This is a genomic window from Pseudomonas asiatica, from assembly GCF_040214835.1.
GTDB lineage: Bacteria > Pseudomonadota > Gammaproteobacteria > Pseudomonadales > Pseudomonadaceae > Aquipseudomonas > Aquipseudomonas putida_Z.
Window position 1 is genome coordinate 1,279,800 of the sequence record NZ_CP157874.1, and the last position, 20,022, is coordinate 1,299,821.

Below are 20,022 nucleotides of genomic sequence, written 5' to 3' on the forward strand. Positions count from 1 at the left end.
GCCAAACGGATCAACCGGCCGGCCGCCTGGCCGTAGACCCAAGACGGATGACTATGAACCCGAATTTTCTCGATTTCGAACAGCCGATTGCCGACCTGCAAGCCAAGATCGAAGGCCTGCGCCTGGTAGGCAACGACAACTCGCTGAACATCAGCGATGAAATTGCCCGTCTGCAAGACAAGAGCAACACCCTGACCGAAAGCATCTTCGGCAACCTGACCAGCTGGCAGATCGCCCGCCTGGCCCGTCATCCGCGTCGTCCTTACACCCTGGACTACCTGGAGCACATCTTCACCGAGTTCGAAGAGCTGCACGGCGACCGCCACTTCTCCGACGACGCTGCCATCGTCGGTGGTACCGCGCGCCTGGACGGCAAGCCGGTCATGGTCATCGGCCACCAGAAGGGCCGTGAAGTGCGCGAGAAGGTACGCCGCAACTTCGGCATGCCGCGCCCTGAAGGCTACCGCAAGGCCTGCCGCCTGATGGAAATGGCCGAGCGCTTCAAGATGCCGATCCTGACCTTCATCGACACCCCGGGCGCCTACCCGGGCATCGACGCCGAAGAGCGCAACCAGAGCGAGGCCATCGCCTGGAACCTGCGCGTGATGGCGCGCCTGAAAACCCCGATCATCGCCACCGTGATCGGCGAGGGTGGTTCCGGCGGTGCGCTGGCCATCGGCGTGTGCGACCAGTTGAACATGCTGCAGTACTCCACCTACTCGGTGATCTCGCCGGAAGGCTGTGCCTCGATCCTGTGGAAGACTGCCGACAAGGCAGCCGACGCAGCCGAGGCCATGGGCATCACTGCCGAGCGCCTGAAGAGCCTGAACATCGTCGACAAGGTCATCCAGGAGCCGCTGGGCGGCGCCCACCGTGACCCGGCGAAGATGTCGGAAAGCATCCGTGCCGACCTGGTACAGCAGCTGGACATGCTCGGCAAGCTCGACCATGACGCGCTGCTGGCCCGCCGTTACGATCGCCTGATGAGCTACGGTCTCTGATAGCGAGATGAATGGCACCGGCTTCGCCGGTGTTCGCGGGTGAACCCGCTCCCACAGGTATTGCGCAGCCCTCTGAAACGGCGCGATCCCTGTGGGAGCGGGTTCACCCGCGAATGCATTCTCGAATTGAGTGCGGGTTCGATGATCAACCTCACAGCTTGGCTCAACGCCCCCACCTGGTACATCGCCTTCTCCGGCGGCCTCGATTCCACCGTTCTCCTGCACCTGCTGGCCGACTACGCCCGTAATCACGCATCCCCTCCACTGCGCGCCATCCACGTCCACCACGGCCTGCAATCCGCCGCCGATGCCTGGCCCGCCCACTGCCAAACCATCTGCGACAATCTCGGCATCGAACTCCAGGTCATCCACGTCCAGGTCACCCCCGGCGCCAGCCTCGAACAGGCCGCCCGCGACGCCCGCTATGCTGCCTTCAGGCAAGCCCTCGGCCCGGGTGACATCCTGTTCACCGGCCAGCACCGCGATGACCAGGCCGAAACCCTGCTGTTCCGCCTGCTGCGCGGCGCAGGCCTGCGTGGCCTGGCTGCAATGCCGGGGCAGCGGGCGCTAGGGCAGGGCAGCCTGGTCAGGCCATTGCTGGGCTGTTCCCGCCAGCAACTGCAGGACCATGCCCAGGCCAATGGGCTGGCCTGGATCGAAGATCCGTCAAACGCTGACACACAATTTGCCCGCAACTACCTGCGCAGCGAAGTGTTTCCGCTGCTTCAGCAACGTTGGCCGCAGGCCAGCCAGAACCTGGCTCGCGCCGCCGAGCACCTGGGCGAAGCCCAAGGCCTGCTGGACGAGCTGGCCCAAGACGACCTGGCGCTCGCCGGGGAGGGCGCGCCGGTGGCTTGGCCGGGGCTGGACTCCCTCGACCTGGCTACTCTGGTGGCGCTGTCGCCGGCCCGTCAGCGCAATGCCTTGCAATACTGGCTGAGCCACCGTACCCGCCTGCCCGACACCCGGCACTGGGCCGGCTGGGCCGACCTGCGCGATGCCGCCGCCGATGCCCAGCCCGCCTGGCAACTTGCCGATGGGCAATTGCTGCGCAGTCATGGGCGCATCTGGTGGTTGAGCGGTGACTGGCTGCAGCTGCCCGTCGGCGAACTGGCCTGGGCCGATCCCGCCAAGCCTTTGCCGTTGCCGGGTAACGGCAGTGTGCGTCTTGTTGGCGCAGCGCCGCTGCACGGCTTGCGCATTGCCTACCGTCAGGGCGGTGAAGTGCTGGACCTCCCTGGCCGCGGCCGACGCGACCTCAAGCGCCTGCTCAACGAGTTGCAGGTGCCGCTTTTCCTGCGCCCGCGCCTGCCACTGCTGTACCAGGGCGAGCGCCTGCTGGCGGTGGCCAACCTGCCCGGGCTGGTGCAGGCTGATTGCCAGCTGTCCTGGCAGTTGCCGACGAACGCGCAAGGTTTGAGCTGAAGGGTACATTCGGGTAGACTACCCTCCCTTCTTGATACAGCTTCTGTGGGTTCCGCGAAAACACAGGAGTTGCCGATTACCAAGCAGTTTTTTGCTGGGCTGATTCTGGAAATGACGAGCGAGCTCCATGCCGGGGATACCCCTGGTCTGTACAGACGCGGCAGTTTTTCGAGATGCACTGTGATTGACGCAGGTGATCGGGGGCTTCGGCCTTCCTTCGCTTTCTCCGGCGGCGCTGGCCGCCTTAACGCAGACTTCTAGGGTTTTTCATGACGCGCTACATATTCGTCACGGGCGGTGTTGTTTCTTCATTGGGGAAAGGCATTGCCTCGGCTTCCCTGGCGGCCATCCTGGAAGCGCGGGGCCTGAAGGTCACCATGCTCAAGCTGGATCCGTACATCAACGTCGATCCGGGCACCATGAGCCCGTTCCAGCACGGTGAAGTGTTCGTCACCCACGATGGCGCCGAGACCGACCTCGACCTGGGCCACTACGAGCGGTTCATCCGCACCACCATGACCCAGAACAACAACTTCACCACCGGCCGCATCTACGAGCACGTACTGCGCAAGGAGCGTCGTGGTGACTATCTGGGCGCGACCATCCAGGTCATCCCGCACATCACCGACGAAATCAAACGTCGCATCATCAAGGGCGCCGGCGATGCCGACGTGGCCCTGGTGGAAATCGGCGGTACCGTGGGTGACATCGAGTCGCAGCCGTTCCTCGAGGCCATCCGCCAGCTGCGCGTCGAAGTGGGCTCCAAGCGCGCCATGCTGATGCACCTGACCCTGGTCCCGTACATCGCCACCGCTGGCGAGACCAAGACCAAGCCGACCCAGCACTCGGTCAAGGAGCTGCGCTCCATCGGCCTGCAGCCTGACGTGCTGATCTGCCGCTCCGACCACCCGGTCGATGCTTCGTCGCGTCGCAAGATCGCGCTGTTCACCAACGTTGAAGAGCGTGCGGTGATTTCGCTGGAAGACGTCGACACCATCTACAAGATCCCGGGCGTGCTGCACGCACAGGGCCTGGACGACTTCGTCGTCGAGCGTTTCGGCCTGCAGTGCAATGGCGCCGACCTGTCCGAGTGGGACAAGGTGGTCGATGCCAAGCTCAACCCCGAGCACGAAGTGACCATCGCCATGGTCGGCAAGTACATGGAGCTGCTGGATGCGTACAAGTCGCTGATCGAAGCGATGAGCCACGCCGGCATTACCAACCGCACCAAGGTCAACCTGCGCTACATCGACTCGGAAGACATCGAGAACCAGGGCACCAGCCTGCTCGAAGGCGCCGATGCCATTCTGGTACCGGGCGGTTTCGGCCTGCGCGGCGTGGAAGGCAAGATCACCGCGGTGCAATACGCCCGTGAGAACAAGGTGCCGTACCTGGGTATCTGCCTGGGCATGCAGGTGGCCGTGATCGAATTCGCCCGTAACGTGATGGGCTGGAAAGACGCCAACTCCACCGAGTTCGACCGCAACAGCGGCCACCCGGTAGTCGGCCTGATCACCGAGTGGGCCGATGCCACCGGTGCCGTCGAAACCCGCAGCGAAGCCTCCGACCTGGGTGGCACCATGCGCCTGGGTGCACAGGACTGCCAGCTGGCCGCCGGCTCCAAGGTGCACGACTGCTACGGCAAGGACGTGATCACCGAGCGTCACCGTCACCGCTACGAAGTGAACAACAACCTGCTGCCACAACTGGTCGACGCCGGCCTGGTGGTTTCCGGCCGTTCCGAAGACGGTGCGCTGGTGGAAGTGGTCGAGTCCAAGGACCACCCATGGTTCGTCGCCTGCCAGTTCCACCCGGAATTCACCTCGACCCCGCGTGACGGCCACCCGCTGTTCAGCGGCTTCGTCAAGGCAGCCCTGGCTCAGAAGAACAAGGCCTGATCAATGACCCAGAAGATCATTCGCGTCGGTAACATCGAGATCGCCAACGACAAGCCGTTCGTCCTGTTCGGCGGCATGAACGTCCTGGAGTCCCGTGACCTGGCAATGAAGGTCTGCGAGGAGTACGTGCGGGTGACCGAGAAGCTCGGTATCCCGTACGTGTTCAAGGCCAGTTTCGACAAGGCCAACCGTTCGTCGGTAACCTCGTACCGTGGCCCGGGCATGGAAGAGGGGCTGAAGATCTTCGAAGAGATCAAGCGCACCTTCAACGTGCCGGTCATCACCGACGTGCACGAGCCTTACCAGGCCGAGCCTGTAGCCAAGGTGTGCGACATCATCCAGCTGCCGGCCTTCCTGTCGCGGCAGACCGACCTGGTGGTGGCCATGGCCAAGACCGGCGCGGTGATCAACATCAAGAAGGCCCAGTTCCTCGCACCCCAGGAAATGAAGCACATCCTGACCAAGTGCGAGGAGGCCGGTAACGACCAGTTGATCCTCTGCGAGCGTGGTTCGAGCTTCGGCTACAACAACCTGGTGGTGGACATGCTCGGCTTCGGCATCATGAAGCAGTTCGAGTACCCGGTGTTCTTCGACGTGACCCACGCCCTGCAGATGCCGGGTGGTCGCGCCGATTCCGCCGGTGGTCGCCGCGCCCAGGTCACCGACCTGGCCAAGGCCGGCATGAGCCAGGGCCTGGCCGGGCTGTTCCTCGAAGCCCACCCCGATCCGGACAACGCCAAGTGCGATGGCCCATGCGCCCTGCGCCTGGACAAACTGGAGCCGTTCCTGGCCCAGCTCAAGCAACTGGACGACCTGGTGAAAAGTTTTCCGACGGTAGAAACCGCGTAAAGCTCGATTCTCGGGTAAAGTACCGTCCGATCCACCCCTGACCAGTCGGTCAGGGGTTCCCTTCACCCGGCCTGCCCACTGCAAGTCCGCCCGGTGAACGGCAAGAATTTCCTAAGCTAAGTTGTTTTCGTCAATTCTGGAGTGCTTACAACAATGGCAAAAATCGTCGACATCAAAGGTCGTGAAGTTCTCGATTCGCGTGGCAACCCCACCGTGGAAGCCGATGTACTGCTCGACAACGGCATCATCGGTAGCGCCTGCGCGCCGTCCGGTGCTTCCACTGGCTCGCGCGAAGCGCTGGAGCTGCGTGATGGCGACAAGAGCCGTTACCTGGGCAAGGGCGTGCTGAAGGCCGTCGCCAACATCAACGGCCCGATCCGTGACCTGCTGCTGGGCAAGGACCCTGCTGACCAGAAGGGCCTGGACCGCGCCATGATCGAACTGGACGGTACCGAGAACAAGGCCAAGCTGGGCGCCAACGCCATCCTGGCCGTTTCCCTGGCTGCCGCCAAGGCCGCTGCCCAGGACCAGGACCTGCCGCTGTACGCGCACATCGCCAACCTGAACGGCACCCCGGGCCAGTACTCGATGCCGGTACCGATGATGAACATCATCAACGGTGGCGAGCACGCCGACAACAACGTCGACATCCAGGAGTTCATGGTTCAGCCAGTTGGCGCCAAGACCTTCTCCGACGGCCTGCGCATGGGTACCGAAATCTTCCACCACCTCAAAGCCGTGCTGAAGGCCCGTGGCCTGAACACCGCTGTTGGTGACGAGGGTGGTTTCGCCCCTAACCTGGCTTCCAACGAAGACGCTCTGGGCGCCATCGCCGAAGCTGTCGAGAAAGCCGGCTACAAGCTGGGCACCGACGTGACCCTGGCCCTGGACTGCGCGGCTTCCGAGTTCTACGAAGACGGCAAGTACAACCTGTCTGGCGAAGGCAAGTCGTTCGACGCCGAAGGCTTTGCCGAGTACCTGAAAGGCCTGACCGAGCGCTTCCCGATCATCTCGATCGAAGACGGCCTGGACGAGTCCGACTGGGCTGGCTGGAAGATCCTCACCGACAAGATCGGCACCAAGGTGCAGCTGGTTGGCGACGACCTGTTCGTGACCAACACCAAGATCCTCAAGGAAGGCATCGAGAAGGGCATCGGTAACTCGATCCTGATCAAGTTCAACCAGATCGGCTCGCTGACCGAAACCCTGGAAGCCATCCAGATGGCCAAGGCTGCTGGCTACACCGCGGTGATTTCGCACCGTTCCGGTGAAACCGAAGACTCGACCATCGCCGACCTGGCCGTGGGTACTGCTGCTGGCCAGATCAAGACTGGTTCGCTGTGCCGTTCCGACCGCGTTTCCAAGTACAACCAGCTGCTGCGCATCGAAGAGCAACTGGGTGCCAAAGCGGTTTACCGCGGTCGTGCCGAGTTTCGCGGCTAAGCAAGAGATGGTAAAAAGACAGCAGCCGGAGTTGTAGGAACGTTCGTACTGTTCTTTCCTACATTCCAACGGGTTTCTGTCGACGAAGCCTGGCCTCGGCCAGGCTTCGTGCTATTCGAGGCCCCGAAGTAAAAAGTACCCGGCAGCCTTTTTAACCTGGATAACGTGATGCGCAGTCCCTATTGGTTGTTCCTCGTCCTGCTCCTGCTGCTGGGTGGCCTGCAGTACCGCCTGTGGGTGGGTAATGGCAGCCTGGCGCAAGTGACCGAGCTGAAGCAGCAGATTGCCGAGCAGCATGCCGAAAACGAGCGCTTGCTCGAGCGCAACCGCGTGCTCGATGCCGAAGTGCTGGAGCTGAAAAAAGGCATGGAGACCGTTGAAGAGCGGGCTCGCCACGAATTGGGGATGGTCAAAGAGGGCGAAACCCTCTTCCAGTTGCCACAGAAATGATCGAAACCTTACCGGCCTTCTGGGCCGTGATTCCTGCTGCGGGCGTAGGTGCCCGCATGGCTGCCGACCGCCCCAAGCAGTACCTGGAGCTGGCCGGGCAGACCATTCTCGAGCACAGCCTCGACTGTTTTCTTGGCCACCCGATGCTCAAGGGCGTGGTGGTCAGCATTGCCGAAGATGACCCGTACTGGCCTCGCCTGCGCTGTGCCAGCGACCCGCGCATCCAGCGCGCCGCAGGCGGCCGCGAGCGTGCCGACTCGGTGCTCAATGCCTTGCTGATGCTGCATGCCCAAGGGGCGGCGGACAGCGACTGGGTGCTGGTGCATGATGCCGCGCGACCGAACCTGGCGCGCAGCGATCTGGACAAGCTGTTGTCGGAGTTGGCGGACGACCCGGTGGGTGGTCTGCTGGCGGTGCCGGCGCGCGATACCCTCAAGCGGGCCGATGCCGATGGCCGGGTGGGCGCTACCGTCGACCGCAGCACCATCTGGCAGGCCTATACGCCGCAGATGTTCCGCCTGGGGGCGTTGCATCGGGCGCTGGCCGAGTGCCTGGTGTCGGATGTGCTGGTAACCGACGAGTCCTCCGCCATCGAGTGGTCCGGCCAGGCGCCGCGGCTGGTCGAAGGGCGCAGCGACAACATCAAGGTGACCCGGCCGGAAGACCTGGAGTGGTTGCGCCAGCGTTGGGCAGGGCGCCGCTGAGGCTTTGACCAGTGCTGGTTTCTTCGCGGGCATGCCCGCTCCCACAGGTACAGCGCCAGCCTGAAGGTATGCGCAGGACCTGTGGGAGCGGGCGAGCCCGCGAAGAGGCCGGCACAGCCAACACCCCCCTTCAGCCTTGCCGATACTCCGGCAACCCCGCCAACCCTTCCTTCAGGTAATCCACCAGCCGCCGTACCTTCGGCGACAGGTGCCGTTGCTGCGGATACAGCGCCCACACCGCGGTATTCGGTGGCTGGTGCGCCTCCAGCAACGACACCAGAGCACCACTGTTCAAGTGCTCCAGCACGTAATAATCCGGCAACTGGCACAACCCCATCCCCTGCAGCGCCGCGTCCAGCACCGCCTGCCCGCTGTTGCAACGCCAGTTGCCCTGCACTCGCTGGCTGATCTCGCGGCCGTCCTGCTGCAGCGCCCACAAATCCGAGCTGCCCACCAGGCAATTGTGCCGCGCCAGTTCCGACAGGCTGTGTGGCCGACCGTAACGTTCCAGGTAGGCCGGCGAAGCGCACAGGTACATGCGCCGGGGCGCCAGGCGGGTTGCCACCAGTCGTGAATCGGCCAACCGGCCCAGGCGGATGGCCAGGTCCATGCCTTCATGCACAAGGTCGAGGGTATGGTTGCTCAGTTCCACATCCACCCGCAGCTGCGGGTACAGCGCCATGAACCGTGTCACCAGCGGCACGATGAAGCGCTCGCCATAAGCCACCGCGCAGGTCATGCGCAGCAACCCCTTGGGCTCGCTGGCCAGGTCGCCCATGGCGCGCAGGGCTTCCTCGCGGCCATCCTGCAGGCGCTGGCAGTGCTGCAGGAATGTCTGCCCGGCCTCGCTCAGGGTCACCCGCCGGGTACTGCGGTACAGCAAGCGCGTCTGCAGCCGTTCCTCCAGCCGGGCGATCTGCCGGCTGATGTGCGATGAGGAAACCCCCAGGCGCTCGGCGGCCGCGGTGAACTGGCCCGACTCGGCCACGGCGACGAACTCGTCGATGCCTTCCCAGCGGCTGCTCATTGATTATCCCTGTATGGCAATAATGTTTTGTCTTTGGCCGGATTATTCATCAAAAGGCGGTGAATTACACTGCCAAACTGAATCGACCCTCTGTCTGGAGACCTTTGATGATCAAGTCCCGTGCTGCCGTAGCCTTCGAAGCCAAGAAACCTCTGGAAATCGTCGAAGTCGACGTGGCCATGCCCAAGGCCGGTGAAGTGCTGCTGCGCGTGGTCGCCAGCGGTGTCTGCCACACCGACGCCTACACCCTGTCCGGTGCCGACCCGGAGGGCATCTTCCCGTCGATCCTCGGCCACGAAGGTGGCGCGATCGTCGAGGCGGTAGGCGAGGGCGTCACCTCGGTCGCCGTCGGTGACCACGTCATCCCGCTGTACACCCCGGAATGCGGCAAGTGCAAGTTCTGCCTCTCGGGCAAGACCAACCTGTGCCAGGCCATCCGCGCCACCCAGGGCAAGGGCCTGATGCCGGACGGCACCACGCGCTTCTCCTACAAAGGCCAGCAACTGTTCCACTACATGGGTACCTCGACCTTCTCCGAGTACACCGTGCTGCCGGAAATCTCCGTGGCCAAGATCCAGAAAGAAGCGCCGCTGGAAAAGGTCTGCCTGCTGGGTTGTGGCGTCACCACCGGTATCGGCGCGGTGCTCAACACCGCCAAGGTCAAGCCGGGTGACACCGTGGCCATCTTCGGCCTGGGCGGCATCGGCCTGTCGGCAGTGATCGGTGCGGTCAAGGCCAAGGCGTCGCGCATCATTGCCATCGACATCAACCCGGCCAAATTCGAAATCGCCCGCCAGCTGGGTGCCACCGACTGCATCAACCCGAAAGACTACGACCGCCCGATCCAGGAAGTGATCGTCGACCTCACCGACGGCGGCGTGGACTTCTCCTTCGAGTGCATCGGCAACGTGCAGCTGATGCGTGCTGCGCTGGAATGCTGCCACAAGGGCTGGGGCGAGTCGGTGATCATCGGCGTGGCCGGTGCCGGCCAGGAAATCGCCACTCGTCCGTTCCAGCTGGTCACCGGCCGTGTATGGCGTGGTTCGGCGTTCGGTGGCGTACGTGGCCGCAGCGAGCTGCCAAGCTACGTGGAAATGTCCGAGAAGGGCGAGATCCCGCTGGATACATTCATCACCCACACCATGGGTCTGGAAGACATCAACAAGGCCTTCGACCTGATGCACGAAGGCAAGAGCATTCGCAGCGTGATCCACTTCTGAGGTTTGCCATGAGCCTGGATAACATCTCCTGCCAGAAGAGCTTTGGCGGCTGGCACAAGCGTTACCGGCATCACTCCAAGGTGCTGGGCTGCGACATGGTGTTCGCCGTCTACCTGCCGCCGCAGGCCGAACAGGGCGAGAAGCTGCCGGTGCTGTACTGGCTCAGCGGCCTCACCTGCACCGACGAGAACTTCATGCAGAAGGCCGGCGCCCAGCGCCTGGCCGCGGAGCTTGGGTTGATCATCGTCGCCCCCGACACCAGCCCGCGTGGCGAGCAGGTGCCGGGCGACCCGGACGGTGCCTGGGACTTCGGCCTGGGTGCCGGCTTCTACCTCAATGCCACTCAGCAGCCTTGGGCCCAGCACTATCGCATGCACGACTATGTGGTGGAGGAGTTGCCCGCGTTGATCGAGGCGCACTTCCCGGCTTCGGGCGAGCGCAGCATCAGTGGCCACTCCATGGGTGGGCATGGCGCGCTGGTGTGCGCCTTGCGCAACCCGGGGCGCTACCGCTCGGTGTCGGCGTTTTCGCCGATCAGCAACCCGATGGATTGCCCGTGGGGCGAGAAAGCCTTCAGCCGCTACCTGGGTGAAGACCGTGCGCGCTGGCGCGAGTGGGATGCCAGCGTGCTGCTGGCCGAGACCCCGGCCGGCGAATGCCCGCCGTTGCTGGTGGACCAGGGCGACCGCGACGACTTCCTCGAGAAGCAGCTCAAGCCTGAAGCCCTGGAGCAGGCGGCACGCAAAGGTGGGCATGAACTGACCTTGCGCCTGCAGCCTGGCTATGACCACAGCTACTACTTCATCGCCAGCTTCATCGAGGAGCACCTGCGTCATCATGCGGTGGCCTTGGGGCGGGTGTAAGGCGTAGCTGTGGTGCTTGCTTCATCGCTGGCAAGCCAGCTCCCACCTCGACCGCATGGGCCTCGGGCCTGTGCCGTACCTGTGGGAGCTGGCTTGCCGGCGATGGGCTGCGAAGCAGCCCCAATGCCTCAAAAGCAGGTAGAATCACGCCCTGACTCATTCAGGGCGTTTTTCTATGCGTATTGGCCACGGCTACGATGTGCACCGTTTCTGCGACGGTGATTTCATTACCCTGGGCGGGGTGCGTATCCCCCACAAATACGGCCTCCTGGCCCACTCCGATGGCGACGTGCTGCTGCACGCCCTGAGCGATGCCTTGCTTGGCGCGGCGGCGCTGGGTGACATCGGCAAACACTTCCCCGACACCGATCCACAGTTCAAGGGCGCCGACAGCCGGGTGCTGCTGCGCCATGTAGTCGGCATCGTCCAGGCCAAGGGCTGGAAGGTCGGCAACATCGACGCCACCATCGTCGCCCAGGCCCCGAAGATGGCCCCGCACATCGAGACCATGCGCAAGCTGATCGCCGAAGACCTGCAGGTCGAACTCGACCAGGTCAACGTCAAGGCTACCACCACCGAGAAGCTCGGCTTCACCGGCCGCGAGGAGGGCATCGCCGTGCATTCGGTAGCCCTGCTGCTGCCAGCATGACCGAGTTGGAACTGCTGGGCCCGCGCGCATCGGGCGAACCACTGGGTACCGCCGTCCTCAAGGCGGTGGCCGAGGATTTCCAGGTCGACGAAGTACTGGACATCCCCCTGTCGGGCCAGGGCGAGCACCTGTGGCTGTGGGTCGAGAAGCGTGATCTGAACACCGAGGAGGCGGCCCGCCGCCTGGCCCGTGCCGCTGGGGTGCCGGTGCGCACGATCAGCTACGCCGGCCTCAAGGACCGCCAGGCCCTGACCCGCCAGTGGTTCAGCCTGCACCTGCCCGGCAAGGCCGACCCGGACCTGTCTCGTGCCGAGGATGCCAGCCTGCGTGTGCTCAAGCAGGTGCGCCACCAGCGCAAGCTGCAGCGCGGTGCGCATTCGGCCAACGGCTTCACGCTGCGCCTGACTGCCCTGGCTGCCGATCACCAGGCGGTGGATGCGCGCCTGGAACAGCTCAAGCAGCACGGTGTGCCGAATTATTTCGGCACCCAGCGCTTCGGCCACGGTGGCGGCAACGTGCACGACGCTCTCGATTGGGCCGCACGCAAGGCCCTGCCCGAACAGCGCAACGTGCGTTCGCGGTTGCTCTCGGCCGGGCGCAGCTACCTGTTCAACCAGGTGCTGGCAGCCCGTGTTGCCGACGGCAGCTGGGCGCGTGCGCAGGTGGGCGACCTGTTGGCGTTCACCACGAGTCGTAGCTTCTTTCCTGCTGGGGAGTCGGAATGTTCCGATCCTCGGCTGGCGATCCTTGACCTGCATCCGACCGGCCCGCTGTGGGGGGCAGGCGATTCGCCGGCTACGGGGAGTACTGCGCAACAAGAGGATGCGATCGCCGCACGGCAGCCGGCACTTTGCCAGTGGCTGGCCTTGGCGGGCATGGATCACGAACGACGCATTCTGCGGCTCCCTATTGGCGGTCTTACGTGGCATTATCCGGAGCCTGATATCCTGCAACTGGAATTCGTCCTTCCGGCCGGATGCTTCGCCACCGTGGTGGTGCGCGAAGTCGTGGATCTGGTGTCGGCGGGGCAGACGGACAGCTCATGCGTATTCTGATTTCGAACGACGACGGTGTTACCGCACCCGGCATCGCCGCGCTGCACGCTGCGCTGGCGGATTACGCCGAGTGCGTGGTTATTGCCCCGGATCAAGACAAGAGCGGCGCCAGCAGTTCGCTGACGCTGGACCGGCCACTGCATCCGCAGACCTTGGCCAATGGCTTCATCAGCCTCAACGGCACGCCGACCGACTGCGTGCACCTGGGGCTCAATGGGCTGTTGCCACAGGCGCCGGACATGGTCGTGTCGGGGATCAACCTCGGTGCCAACCTGGGCGACGACGTGCTCTATTCGGGCACTGTCGCGGCCGCGTTGGAAGGCCGTTTCCTCGGCGGTACCTCGCTGGCGTTTTCGCTGTTGTCGCGCCAGCCGGACAACCTGCCAACCGCGGCCCATATCGCCCGCCGCCTGGTCGAGGCGCAGTCGCGCCTGGCCTTGCCGCCGCGCACCGTGCTCAACGTCAACATCCCCAACCTGCCGCTGGAGCACATTCGTGGCATCCAGCTTACCCGCCTCGGTCACCGGGCGCGGGCGGCGGCGCCGACCAAGGTGGTCAACCCGCGCGGCAAGGAAGGCTACTGGATCGCCGTGGCCGGGGATGCCGAGGACGGTGGCCCGGGTACCGACTTCCACGCGGTGATGCAAGGCTATGTATCGATCACTCCGCTGCAGCTCGACCGCACCTTCAGTGATGCCTTCGAGCAGCTCGACGGTTGGCTGGAGGGCCTGCTCTGATGCGCGAGGACGATATGCTGCGGCGTGGCATCGGCATGACCTCCCAGCGTACCCGGGAGCGGCTGATCCAGCGCCTGTGCGAGGAGGGCGTTTCGAACACCAAGGTGCTCGACGTGATCCGTCGTACCCCGCGCCACCTGTTCGTCGACGAGGCGCTGGCGCATCGCGCCTACGAAGACACCGCGCTGCCGATCGGCCACAACCAGACCATCTCGCAACCGTTCATGGTTGCCCACATGAGCGAGCTGCTGCTCGAGGCCGGGCCGCTGGACAAGGTGCTGGAGATCGGCACCGGCTCGGGCTACCAGACGGCAATCCTGGCCCAGTTGGTCGAGCGTGTGTTCTCGGTGGAACGCATCAAGGTGTTGCAGGACCGGGCCAAGGAGCGCCTGGTGGAACTGAACCTGCGCAACGTGGTGTTCCGCTGGGGCGACGGTTGCGAAGGCTGGCCGGCGCTGGCGCCGTACAACGGCATCATCGTCACCGCCGTGGCGCCGGAAGTGCCGCAGGCATTGCTCGACCAGCTGGCGCCCGGTGGCCGTATGGTGATCCCGGTGGGGCCAGCCGGCGAAACCCAGCAGCTGATGCTGATCGTGCGCGAGGAGCATGGATTCTCCCGCCGCGTGCTGGGGGCAGTGCGCTTCGTACCGCTGCTCAACGGCCCGCTGGCCTGAACACTGCTGGTTCGAGCCGCGCGATATTTTTACGCCAGCACCGAATTCTTGCAGCAACGCCCTGTCTATCTGGCGGGGTGAAGCGCTAGCGCACAGCGTGTGCCATGGCTTTGCAGCAGTCTTTCACCAACCCTGCCAATGCGGGCGGGCTTGGTTATAATTGCAATAATATTGCATTTCTTGTCTTCATATCGTTTTCGGCACCATGAGGGGAGCGCGGGTGGGTCACACAGTCATTCGGCAGCGCAAGGACGGGTCGGGTTTCACGCTTCTGGTGATTGCACTGGCCATGGGCACGCTACTGGTGGGTTGCTCGAGCACCAGCAGCAACAGCGCGCGGGTGGTCGACCGCAATAACACCGTGCCCAAGCGCCCGGCGGTAACCACCGGGCAGTACATCGTCAAACCTGGCGATACGCTGTTCTCCATTGCCTTCCGTTATGGCTGGGACTACAAGGAACTGGCTGCGCGCAACGGCATCGCGGCGCCTTACACCATTCGCCCGGGGCAAGCGATTCGTTTCAGCAGCGGCTCTACCGGCAGCACCACGGTGGTGTCCAGCCCGTCGTCGTCGAGCAAGACCACGGTCATCCGGCGGCCTGTGGGCAGTACCAGCACACCCCCTGCCAGTACCAGCAAACCGGCCACGCCGACAGCCTCCAGCAGCGCCCCGGTGGTCGCCACGGTGCCTGCCGCGGAGCGCGCGGTAGGCGGCTGGACCTGGCCTGCCAATGGCGTGCTGATTGGAAAATTCGCTTCAAACGGTAGTTTGAATAAAGGCATTGATATCGCCGGTGATTTGGGACAGCCTGTTTTTGCTGCGTCTGATGGTGCAGTGGTGTACGCCGGGAGTGGCTTGAGGGGCTACGGCGAACTGATCATCATCAAGCACAGCGATACCTACGTCAGTGCCTACGGCCATAACCGCAGGCTGTTGGTTCGGGAGGGGCAGCAGGTCAAGGCAGGGCAGTCGATTGCTGAAATGGGGTCCACGGGCACAGATCGGGTGAAGCTGCATTTCGAGATTCGCCGCCAGGGCAAACCCGTCGATCCGCTCCAGTTCCTGCCACGTCGTTGACCGTTGTACCCGGCCTGTTCCTGTGATGTAGAGGGGACAGGCTCCAGCGCTGCCAGGGAGATAGGTGCCGCTCGAGTCTGAGTTCGAACTCAGCAAAGGACTATAACAATGGCTCTCAGTAAAGAAGTGCCGGAGTTTGACATCGACGATGACCTGCTTCTGATGGAGACGGGTATCGTTTTGGAAACGGATGTGGTGTCAGACGAACCTGCTGTATCTTCGGTTCGGACGAGGGCCAAGTCGGGCTCTTCGCTCAAGCAACACAAGTATATCGATTACAGCCGGGCGCTCGATGCCACCCAGTTGTATCTCAACGAGATCGGATTCTCGCCTCTGCTTTCGCCGGAAGAGGAAGTGCATTTTGCGCGCCTGTCGCAAAAGGGCGACCCTGCCGGCCGCAAGCGCATGATCGAAAGCAACCTGCGCCTGGTTGTAAAAATTGCCCGTCGTTACGTGAACCGCGGCCTGTCGCTGCTCGACCTGATCGAGGAGGGCAACCTGGGGTTGATCCGTGCCGTCGAGAAGTTCGACCCGGAGCGTGGTTTCCGGTTCTCGACCTATGCGACCTGGTGGATTCGCCAGACCATCGAGCGGGCAATCATGAACCAGACCCGCACCATTCGCCTGCCGATCCACGTGGTCAAGGAACTGAACGTCTACCTGCGCGCTGCGCGCGAGCTGACCCAGAAACTGGACCACGAACCCTCGCCAGAAGAAATCGCCACGCTGCTGGAGAAACCGGTCGCCGAGGTCAAGCGCATGCTGGGCCTGAACGAGCGGGTGTCTTCGGTGGATGTGTCGCTCGGTCCGGACTCGGACAAGACCCTGCTCGATACCCTGACCGACGACCGCCCGACCGACCCGTGCGAACTGCTGCAGGATGACGACCTGTCGCAGAGCATCGACCAATGGCTGGGCGAGTTGACCGACAAGCAGCGTGAAGTGGTGGTGCGCCGCTTTGGCCTGCGCGGGCATGAAAGCAGCACCCTGGAAGATGTCGGCCTGGAGATTGGCCTGACCCGTGAGCGGGTGCGGCAGATCCAAGTCGAGGGGCTCAAGCGTTTGCGTGAGATCCTCGAGAAGAACGGCCTGTCCAGTGAGTCGTTGTTCCAGTAGCGGAAGCCTGCAACACAAAGCGCCCCGATGATTTCGGGGCGTTTTTGTATGCCTGTTTGAATTGCTGGGGGCGCTGCGCGCCCCTATCGCGACACAAGGCCGCTCCTACAGGAGATCGCGTTGCCTGTAGGAGCGGCCTTGTGTCGCGACGGGCTGCAAAGCAGCCCCAGACATTATGTACTGCGCTACCCCAGTAACATCGCGTGTAAGCCTTTGCTTACTTGTTCTGTCAGCCTTCTATGTACGTTTCAGTAAATCATTGTCGTATCCAGATCCTGCGTTTTCCCAACTCATTGAAAAACCTGGCTTATTCAGCTGTGAGGAAATGTGTCACCTGCAACACCCTGTGAGGTTTAGCGGTTGCCCGCCCGGCTCAAGTCGCTAGTATTCGAACTGTGCACAGGGACATGCACAGGCTTTCAGGAGGAAAGCCAGGGACGTCGCAAGAGGCGATTTCATCAGGATGATGTTTGGGACAAGCAGGGACTACGGAAAAAATGTGGGCGGGTCAAACCGCCCCTTTTTTTTGCCCGCAGAAAACAAAAAAGGCCCCAAGGGGCCTTTTTCGTGTCCGGACGCTATCAGCGCTCCAGGTCTGCAATCTTGCCAGTCTTGCCATCCCACTCTTCAGCGTCCGGCAGGGCGTCCTTACGCTCGGTGATGTTCGGCCAGATTTCCGCCAGTTCGGCGTTCAGCTCGATGAAGTTCTCCATGCCCGCAGGCACTTCGTCTTCCGAGAAGATGGCTTGCGCTGGGCATTCCGGCTCGCACAGAGCGCAGTCGATGCACTCGTCCGGGTGGATGACCAGGAAGTTCGGGCCTTCGTAGAAGCAGTCCACCGGGCAGACTTCCACGCAGTCGGTGTATTTGCATTTGATGCAGTTGTCGGTGACGACGAAGGTCATTTCTAATTCTCTCCTCAGGCGACGGCGGCGGCCCTTCCTCTCAGGGCCGCGCGGTTTGCGGGCATGTGGCTGCAGGCCAGGCTAATAACCTGCAGCACCAGCAAACCGCGGCGGATTCTACCAGCTTGTAGTGGGCGCCGTTATAACAGGTTCTTTAGTTGATATAGCATTTCGATAGCTTGACGCGGGGTCATGTCGTCCAGCTGCAGCTTGCCCAGCTTCTCGATGGCCGGGTGTGGCAGGCTGGCGAACAGGTCGCTCTGGTGCGGGACCTGTGGCACGTCCTTGGCCTTTTGGGCCGGGGGCTGTTCATGCGGCAGGCTGGTGGTTTCCAGCCTTGCCAAGTGTTCACGGGCACGCTGGATGACGGCCGTCGGCACGCCGGCCAGCTGCGCCACGGCCAGGCCGTAGCTCTGGCTGGCAGGGCCAGGCAGCACGTGGTGCAGGAACACGATGCGTTCGTTGTGCTCGGTGGCGTTCAGGTGCACGTTGGCCACCAGCGGCTCGCTTTCCGGCAGCACGGTGAGCTCGAAGTAGTGCGTGGCGAACAGCGTGTAGGCACGCAGCTGGGCCAGGCGCTCGGCGGCGGCCCAGGCCAGCGACAGGCCGTCGAAGGTACTGGTGCCACGGCCCACTTCGTCCATCAGCACCAGGCTGCGGTCGGTGGCGTTGTGCAGGATGTTGGCGGTTTCGCTCATCTCGACCATGAAGGTCGAGCGGCCGCCGGCCAGGTCGTCGCTGGAGCCGATGCGGGTGAAGATGCGGTCGACCAGCGACAGTTCACAGCTGGCAGCCGGCACGAAGCTGCCGATATGCGCCAGCAGCACGATCAGGGCGGTCTGGCGCATGTAGGTGGACTTACCGCCCATGTTCGGGCCGGTGATGATCAGCATGCGCGTGCTGTTGTCCAGGCCCAGGTCGTTGGCCACGAAAGGTGTGGTCAATACCTGTTCCACCACAGGGTGGCGGCCCTGCTCGATGCGCAGGCACGGCTCATCGACGAAGCGCGGGCAGTTCAGGTCCAGGTTCAGTGCACGTTCGGCCAGGTTGCTGAGCACGTCCAGTTCGGCCAGGGCGGCGGCGCTGTCCTGCAGCGGTGCCAGGTGGCTGATCAAGGTTTCCAGCAGGGCGTCGTAGAGCATCTTTTCGCGGGCCAGGGCGCGGCTCTTGGCCGACAGGGCCTTGTCCTCGAACGCCTTCAGCTCCGGGGTGATGAAGCGCTCGGCGCCTTTCAGGGTCTGACGGCGGATGTAGTCGCCCGGGGCCTGCTCGGCCTGCTTGGTCGGCAGCTCGATGAAGTAGCCATGCACCCGGTTGTAGCCGACCTTGAGGTTGGCCAGGCCGGTGCGGGCCTTTTCCCGGGCTTCCAGGTCGATCAGGAACTGGCCGGCGTTCTCGCTGATCGCCAGCAGCTCGTCCAGCTCGTTGTCATAGCCGGCCTTGAGCACGCCGCCATCGCGGATCACCGCCGGCGGGTTGTCGATGATCGCCCGTTCCAGCAGGCTGGCCAGTTCGGGGTAGGTGCCGGTAATGGCGGCCAGGCGTGCCAGGTGCGGCGCCTCCAGCTCGGCCATGGCGTTCTGCAGCTCGGGCAGCGCGCCCAGGGCATCGCGCAGGCGTGCCAGGTCGCGTGGGCGGGCGTTGCGCAGGCCGATACGGGCGAGAATCCGCTCGATATCGCCGATTTCCTTGAGCTGCGGCTGCAGCTTCTCGAAGCGGTAGCCGTCGAGCAGGCAGCGGATCGAATCCTGGCGTGCCTGCAGCACCTTGAGGTCGCGCAACGGGCGGTTCAACCAGCGGCTCAGCAAACGGCTGGCCATGGCGGTCTGGCAGCGGTCGATCACCGACTGCAGGGTGTTGTCACGGCCGCCGGCCAGGTTGATGTCCAGCTCCAGGTTGCGGCGGCTGGCGCCGTCGAGGATGACCGTGTCGTCCAGGCGTTCGTGGCGCAGGCTGCGCAGGTGCGGCAGGGCGGTGCGCTGGGTTTCCTTGGCGTAGATCAGCAGGCAACCGGCGGCGCCGATGGCCAGGGTCAGCTTGTCACAGCCAAAGCCCTTGAGGTCCTTGGTCGCGAACTGCTGGCACAGGGCCTTGCGCGCCGAGTCGCGGTCGAAGTCCCATGGCGCACGGCGACGGGCGCCCGGGCGTTTCTCGGCGGGCAGGTCGCGCGGCCAGTCGTCGGGGATCAGCAGCTCGACCGGGTTCAGGCGCTCGAGCTCGGCCAGCAGGTTTTCCCAGCCCTTGATCTCCTGCACGCTGAAGTTGCCACTGGTGATGTCCAGTACGGCCAGGCCGAACAGGCGCTCGTCACCGAGCAGCGCGGCAATCAGGTTGTCGCGACGCTCGTCGAGCAGGGCCTCGTCGCTGACCGTACCCGGGGTGATGATGCGCACCACCTGGCGTTCCACCGGGCCCTTGCTGGTGGCGGGGTCGCCAATCTGCTCGCAGATCACCACCGATTCGCCGAGCTTGACCAGCTTGGCCAGGTAGCCTTCCAGCGAATGGAACGGAATCCCGCACATGGGGATGGACTGGCCGGCTGACTGACCGCGCGCGGTCAGGGTGATGTCCAGCAGTTTTGCGGCTTTTTTCGCATCTTCGTAGAAGATCTCGTAGAAGTCGCCCATGCGGTAGAACATCAGCTGGTCCGGGTGCTGGTTCTTCAGCTTCCAGTACTGCTGCATCATCGGGGTGTGTGCGGAGAAGTCGGAAATTGCTTTATTCATCAAGGGCTTAGAAAGTAGGTCTCAATATTGTGGGGCAAATTGGGGCGTTCTGTGTTGCACGCGCGACGCCGAGACCCACCGGATTTTCAAGCCGCATAGGTTAACACGGCTACCCGGCAGGCTGTACCTGCGATATTCCGCCCGGCGCCGCTGCCGTGGCCGGTAGCGGCCTGGAACAAGTGATGTGCGAGACCGAAGCGGG

At 63.5% G+C, this 20,022-nt stretch carries 18 protein-coding genes; 15 read left to right on the forward strand and 3 right to left on the reverse strand.

Translation table 11 applies throughout. The annotated features are described in order from the left end of the window. The first annotated feature begins 53 nt into the window (after window positions 1-53). The 7 genes from accA to ispD all read left to right on the forward strand — a co-directional run bounded on the left by accA (window position 54) and on the right by ispD (window position 7,770). Window positions 54-1,001 carry an acetyl-CoA carboxylase carboxyl transferase subunit alpha gene (gene accA, locus ABNP31_RS05845; protein ID WP_015269200.1) on the forward strand — a complete coding sequence of 316 codons (948 nt, stop codon included), beginning with the start codon at window positions 54-56 and terminating at the stop codon, window positions 999-1,001. A 141-nt stretch (window positions 1,002-1,142) separates the two neighbouring features. Continuing rightward, entirely contained in the window at window positions 1,143-2,426 is a 1,284-nt protein-coding gene (tilS, locus tag ABNP31_RS05850; protein WP_085665689.1) for a tRNA lysidine(34) synthetase TilS, read from the forward strand. 269 nt (window positions 2,427-2,695) lie between these two features. Next, entirely contained in the window at window positions 2,696-4,324 is a 1,629-nt protein-coding gene (locus tag ABNP31_RS05855; protein ID WP_025337984.1) for a CTP synthase, read from the forward strand. Window positions 4,325-4,327: 3 nt separating this feature from the next. Next, window positions 4,328-5,173: a 3-deoxy-8-phosphooctulonate synthase gene (gene kdsA / locus ABNP31_RS05860; protein ID WP_025337985.1), complete on the forward strand. Its 846-nt coding sequence runs from the start codon at window positions 4,328-4,330 to the stop codon at window positions 5,171-5,173. Window positions 5,174-5,326: 153 nt separating this feature from the next. Next, the gene (gene eno, locus ABNP31_RS05865; RefSeq protein ID WP_025337986.1) at window positions 5,327-6,616 is read left to right on the forward strand and encodes a phosphopyruvate hydratase; all 1,290 of its coding nucleotides are present in this window, start codon (window positions 5,327-5,329) and stop codon (window positions 6,614-6,616) included. A gap of 168 nt (window positions 6,617-6,784) precedes the next feature. After that, complete coding sequence (gene ftsB / locus ABNP31_RS05870; RefSeq protein WP_004375443.1) at window positions 6,785-7,066, forward strand: cell division protein FtsB; 282 nt, start codon at window positions 6,785-6,787, stop codon at window positions 7,064-7,066. Further along, on the forward strand, window positions 7,063-7,770 hold the full coding sequence (gene ispD / locus ABNP31_RS05875) for a 2-C-methyl-D-erythritol 4-phosphate cytidylyltransferase (protein WP_085619276.1): 708 nt from the start codon (window positions 7,063-7,065) through the stop codon (window positions 7,768-7,770). Before ftsB ends, ispD begins: the two co-directional genes overlap by 4 nt. A gap of 130 nt (window positions 7,771-7,900) precedes the next feature. On the opposite strand, the gene ABNP31_RS05880 is transcribed toward ispD, so the two are convergent. Beyond that, window positions 7,901-8,797 carry a LysR substrate-binding domain-containing protein gene (locus ABNP31_RS05880; protein ID WP_025337988.1) on the reverse strand — a complete coding sequence of 299 codons (897 nt, stop codon included), beginning with the start codon at window positions 8,795-8,797 and terminating at the stop codon, window positions 7,901-7,903. A 107-nt stretch (window positions 8,798-8,904) separates the two neighbouring features. On the opposite strand from ABNP31_RS05880, the gene ABNP31_RS05885 reads away from it, so the two are divergent. From ABNP31_RS05885 to rpoS, 8 genes are all read left to right on the forward strand, one after another. Next, a complete protein-coding gene (locus ABNP31_RS05885) occupies window positions 8,905-10,017 on the forward strand; it encodes an S-(hydroxymethyl)glutathione dehydrogenase/class III alcohol dehydrogenase (RefSeq protein WP_016712915.1) in 1,113 nt (370 codons plus the stop codon). A gap of 8 nt (window positions 10,018-10,025) precedes the next feature. Next, a complete protein-coding gene (gene fghA, locus ABNP31_RS05890) occupies window positions 10,026-10,880 on the forward strand; it encodes an S-formylglutathione hydrolase (protein ID WP_025337989.1) in 855 nt (284 codons plus the stop codon). A gap of 175 nt (window positions 10,881-11,055) precedes the next feature. After that, window positions 11,056-11,529 (forward strand): 2-C-methyl-D-erythritol 2,4-cyclodiphosphate synthase, encoded by a 474-nt coding sequence (gene ispF / locus ABNP31_RS05895; RefSeq protein ID WP_015269207.1) that lies wholly within the window; start codon window positions 11,056-11,058, stop codon window positions 11,527-11,529. Beyond that, a complete protein-coding gene (truD, locus tag ABNP31_RS05900) occupies window positions 11,526-12,584 on the forward strand; it encodes a tRNA pseudouridine(13) synthase TruD (protein ID WP_085593278.1) in 1,059 nt (352 codons plus the stop codon). Before ispF ends, truD begins: the two co-directional genes overlap by 4 nt. Continuing rightward, a complete protein-coding gene (gene surE / locus ABNP31_RS05905) occupies window positions 12,572-13,321 on the forward strand; it encodes a 5'/3'-nucleotidase SurE (protein ID WP_025337991.1) in 750 nt (249 codons plus the stop codon). Before truD ends, surE begins: the two co-directional genes overlap by 13 nt. A 35-nt stretch (window positions 13,322-13,356) precedes the next feature. Next, window positions 13,357-13,995, forward strand: a complete 639-nt coding sequence (locus ABNP31_RS05910) for a protein-L-isoaspartate(D-aspartate) O-methyltransferase (protein WP_015269209.1) — start codon at window positions 13,357-13,359, stop codon at window positions 13,993-13,995. 220 nt (window positions 13,996-14,215) lie between these two features. Next, window positions 14,216-15,073 (forward strand): peptidoglycan DD-metalloendopeptidase family protein, encoded by an 858-nt coding sequence (locus ABNP31_RS05915; protein ID WP_085665688.1) that lies wholly within the window; start codon window positions 14,216-14,218, stop codon window positions 15,071-15,073. Between the two features lie 108 nt (window positions 15,074-15,181). Further along, a complete protein-coding gene (gene rpoS, locus ABNP31_RS05920; protein WP_013971277.1) occupies window positions 15,182-16,189 on the forward strand; it encodes an RNA polymerase sigma factor RpoS in 1,008 nt (335 codons plus the stop codon). A 581-nt stretch (window positions 16,190-16,770) separates the two neighbouring features. On the opposite strand, the gene fdxA is transcribed toward rpoS, so the two are convergent. Beyond that, complete coding sequence (gene fdxA, locus ABNP31_RS05925; RefSeq protein ID WP_004375459.1) at window positions 16,771-17,094, reverse strand: ferredoxin FdxA; 324 nt, start codon at window positions 17,092-17,094, stop codon at window positions 16,771-16,773. Between the two features lie 140 nt (window positions 17,095-17,234). Further along, window positions 17,235-19,808 carry a DNA mismatch repair protein MutS gene (gene mutS / locus ABNP31_RS05930; RefSeq protein WP_075046894.1) on the reverse strand — a complete coding sequence of 858 codons (2,574 nt, stop codon included), beginning with the start codon at window positions 19,806-19,808 and terminating at the stop codon, window positions 17,235-17,237. Window positions 19,809-20,022 lie beyond the last annotated feature (214 nt).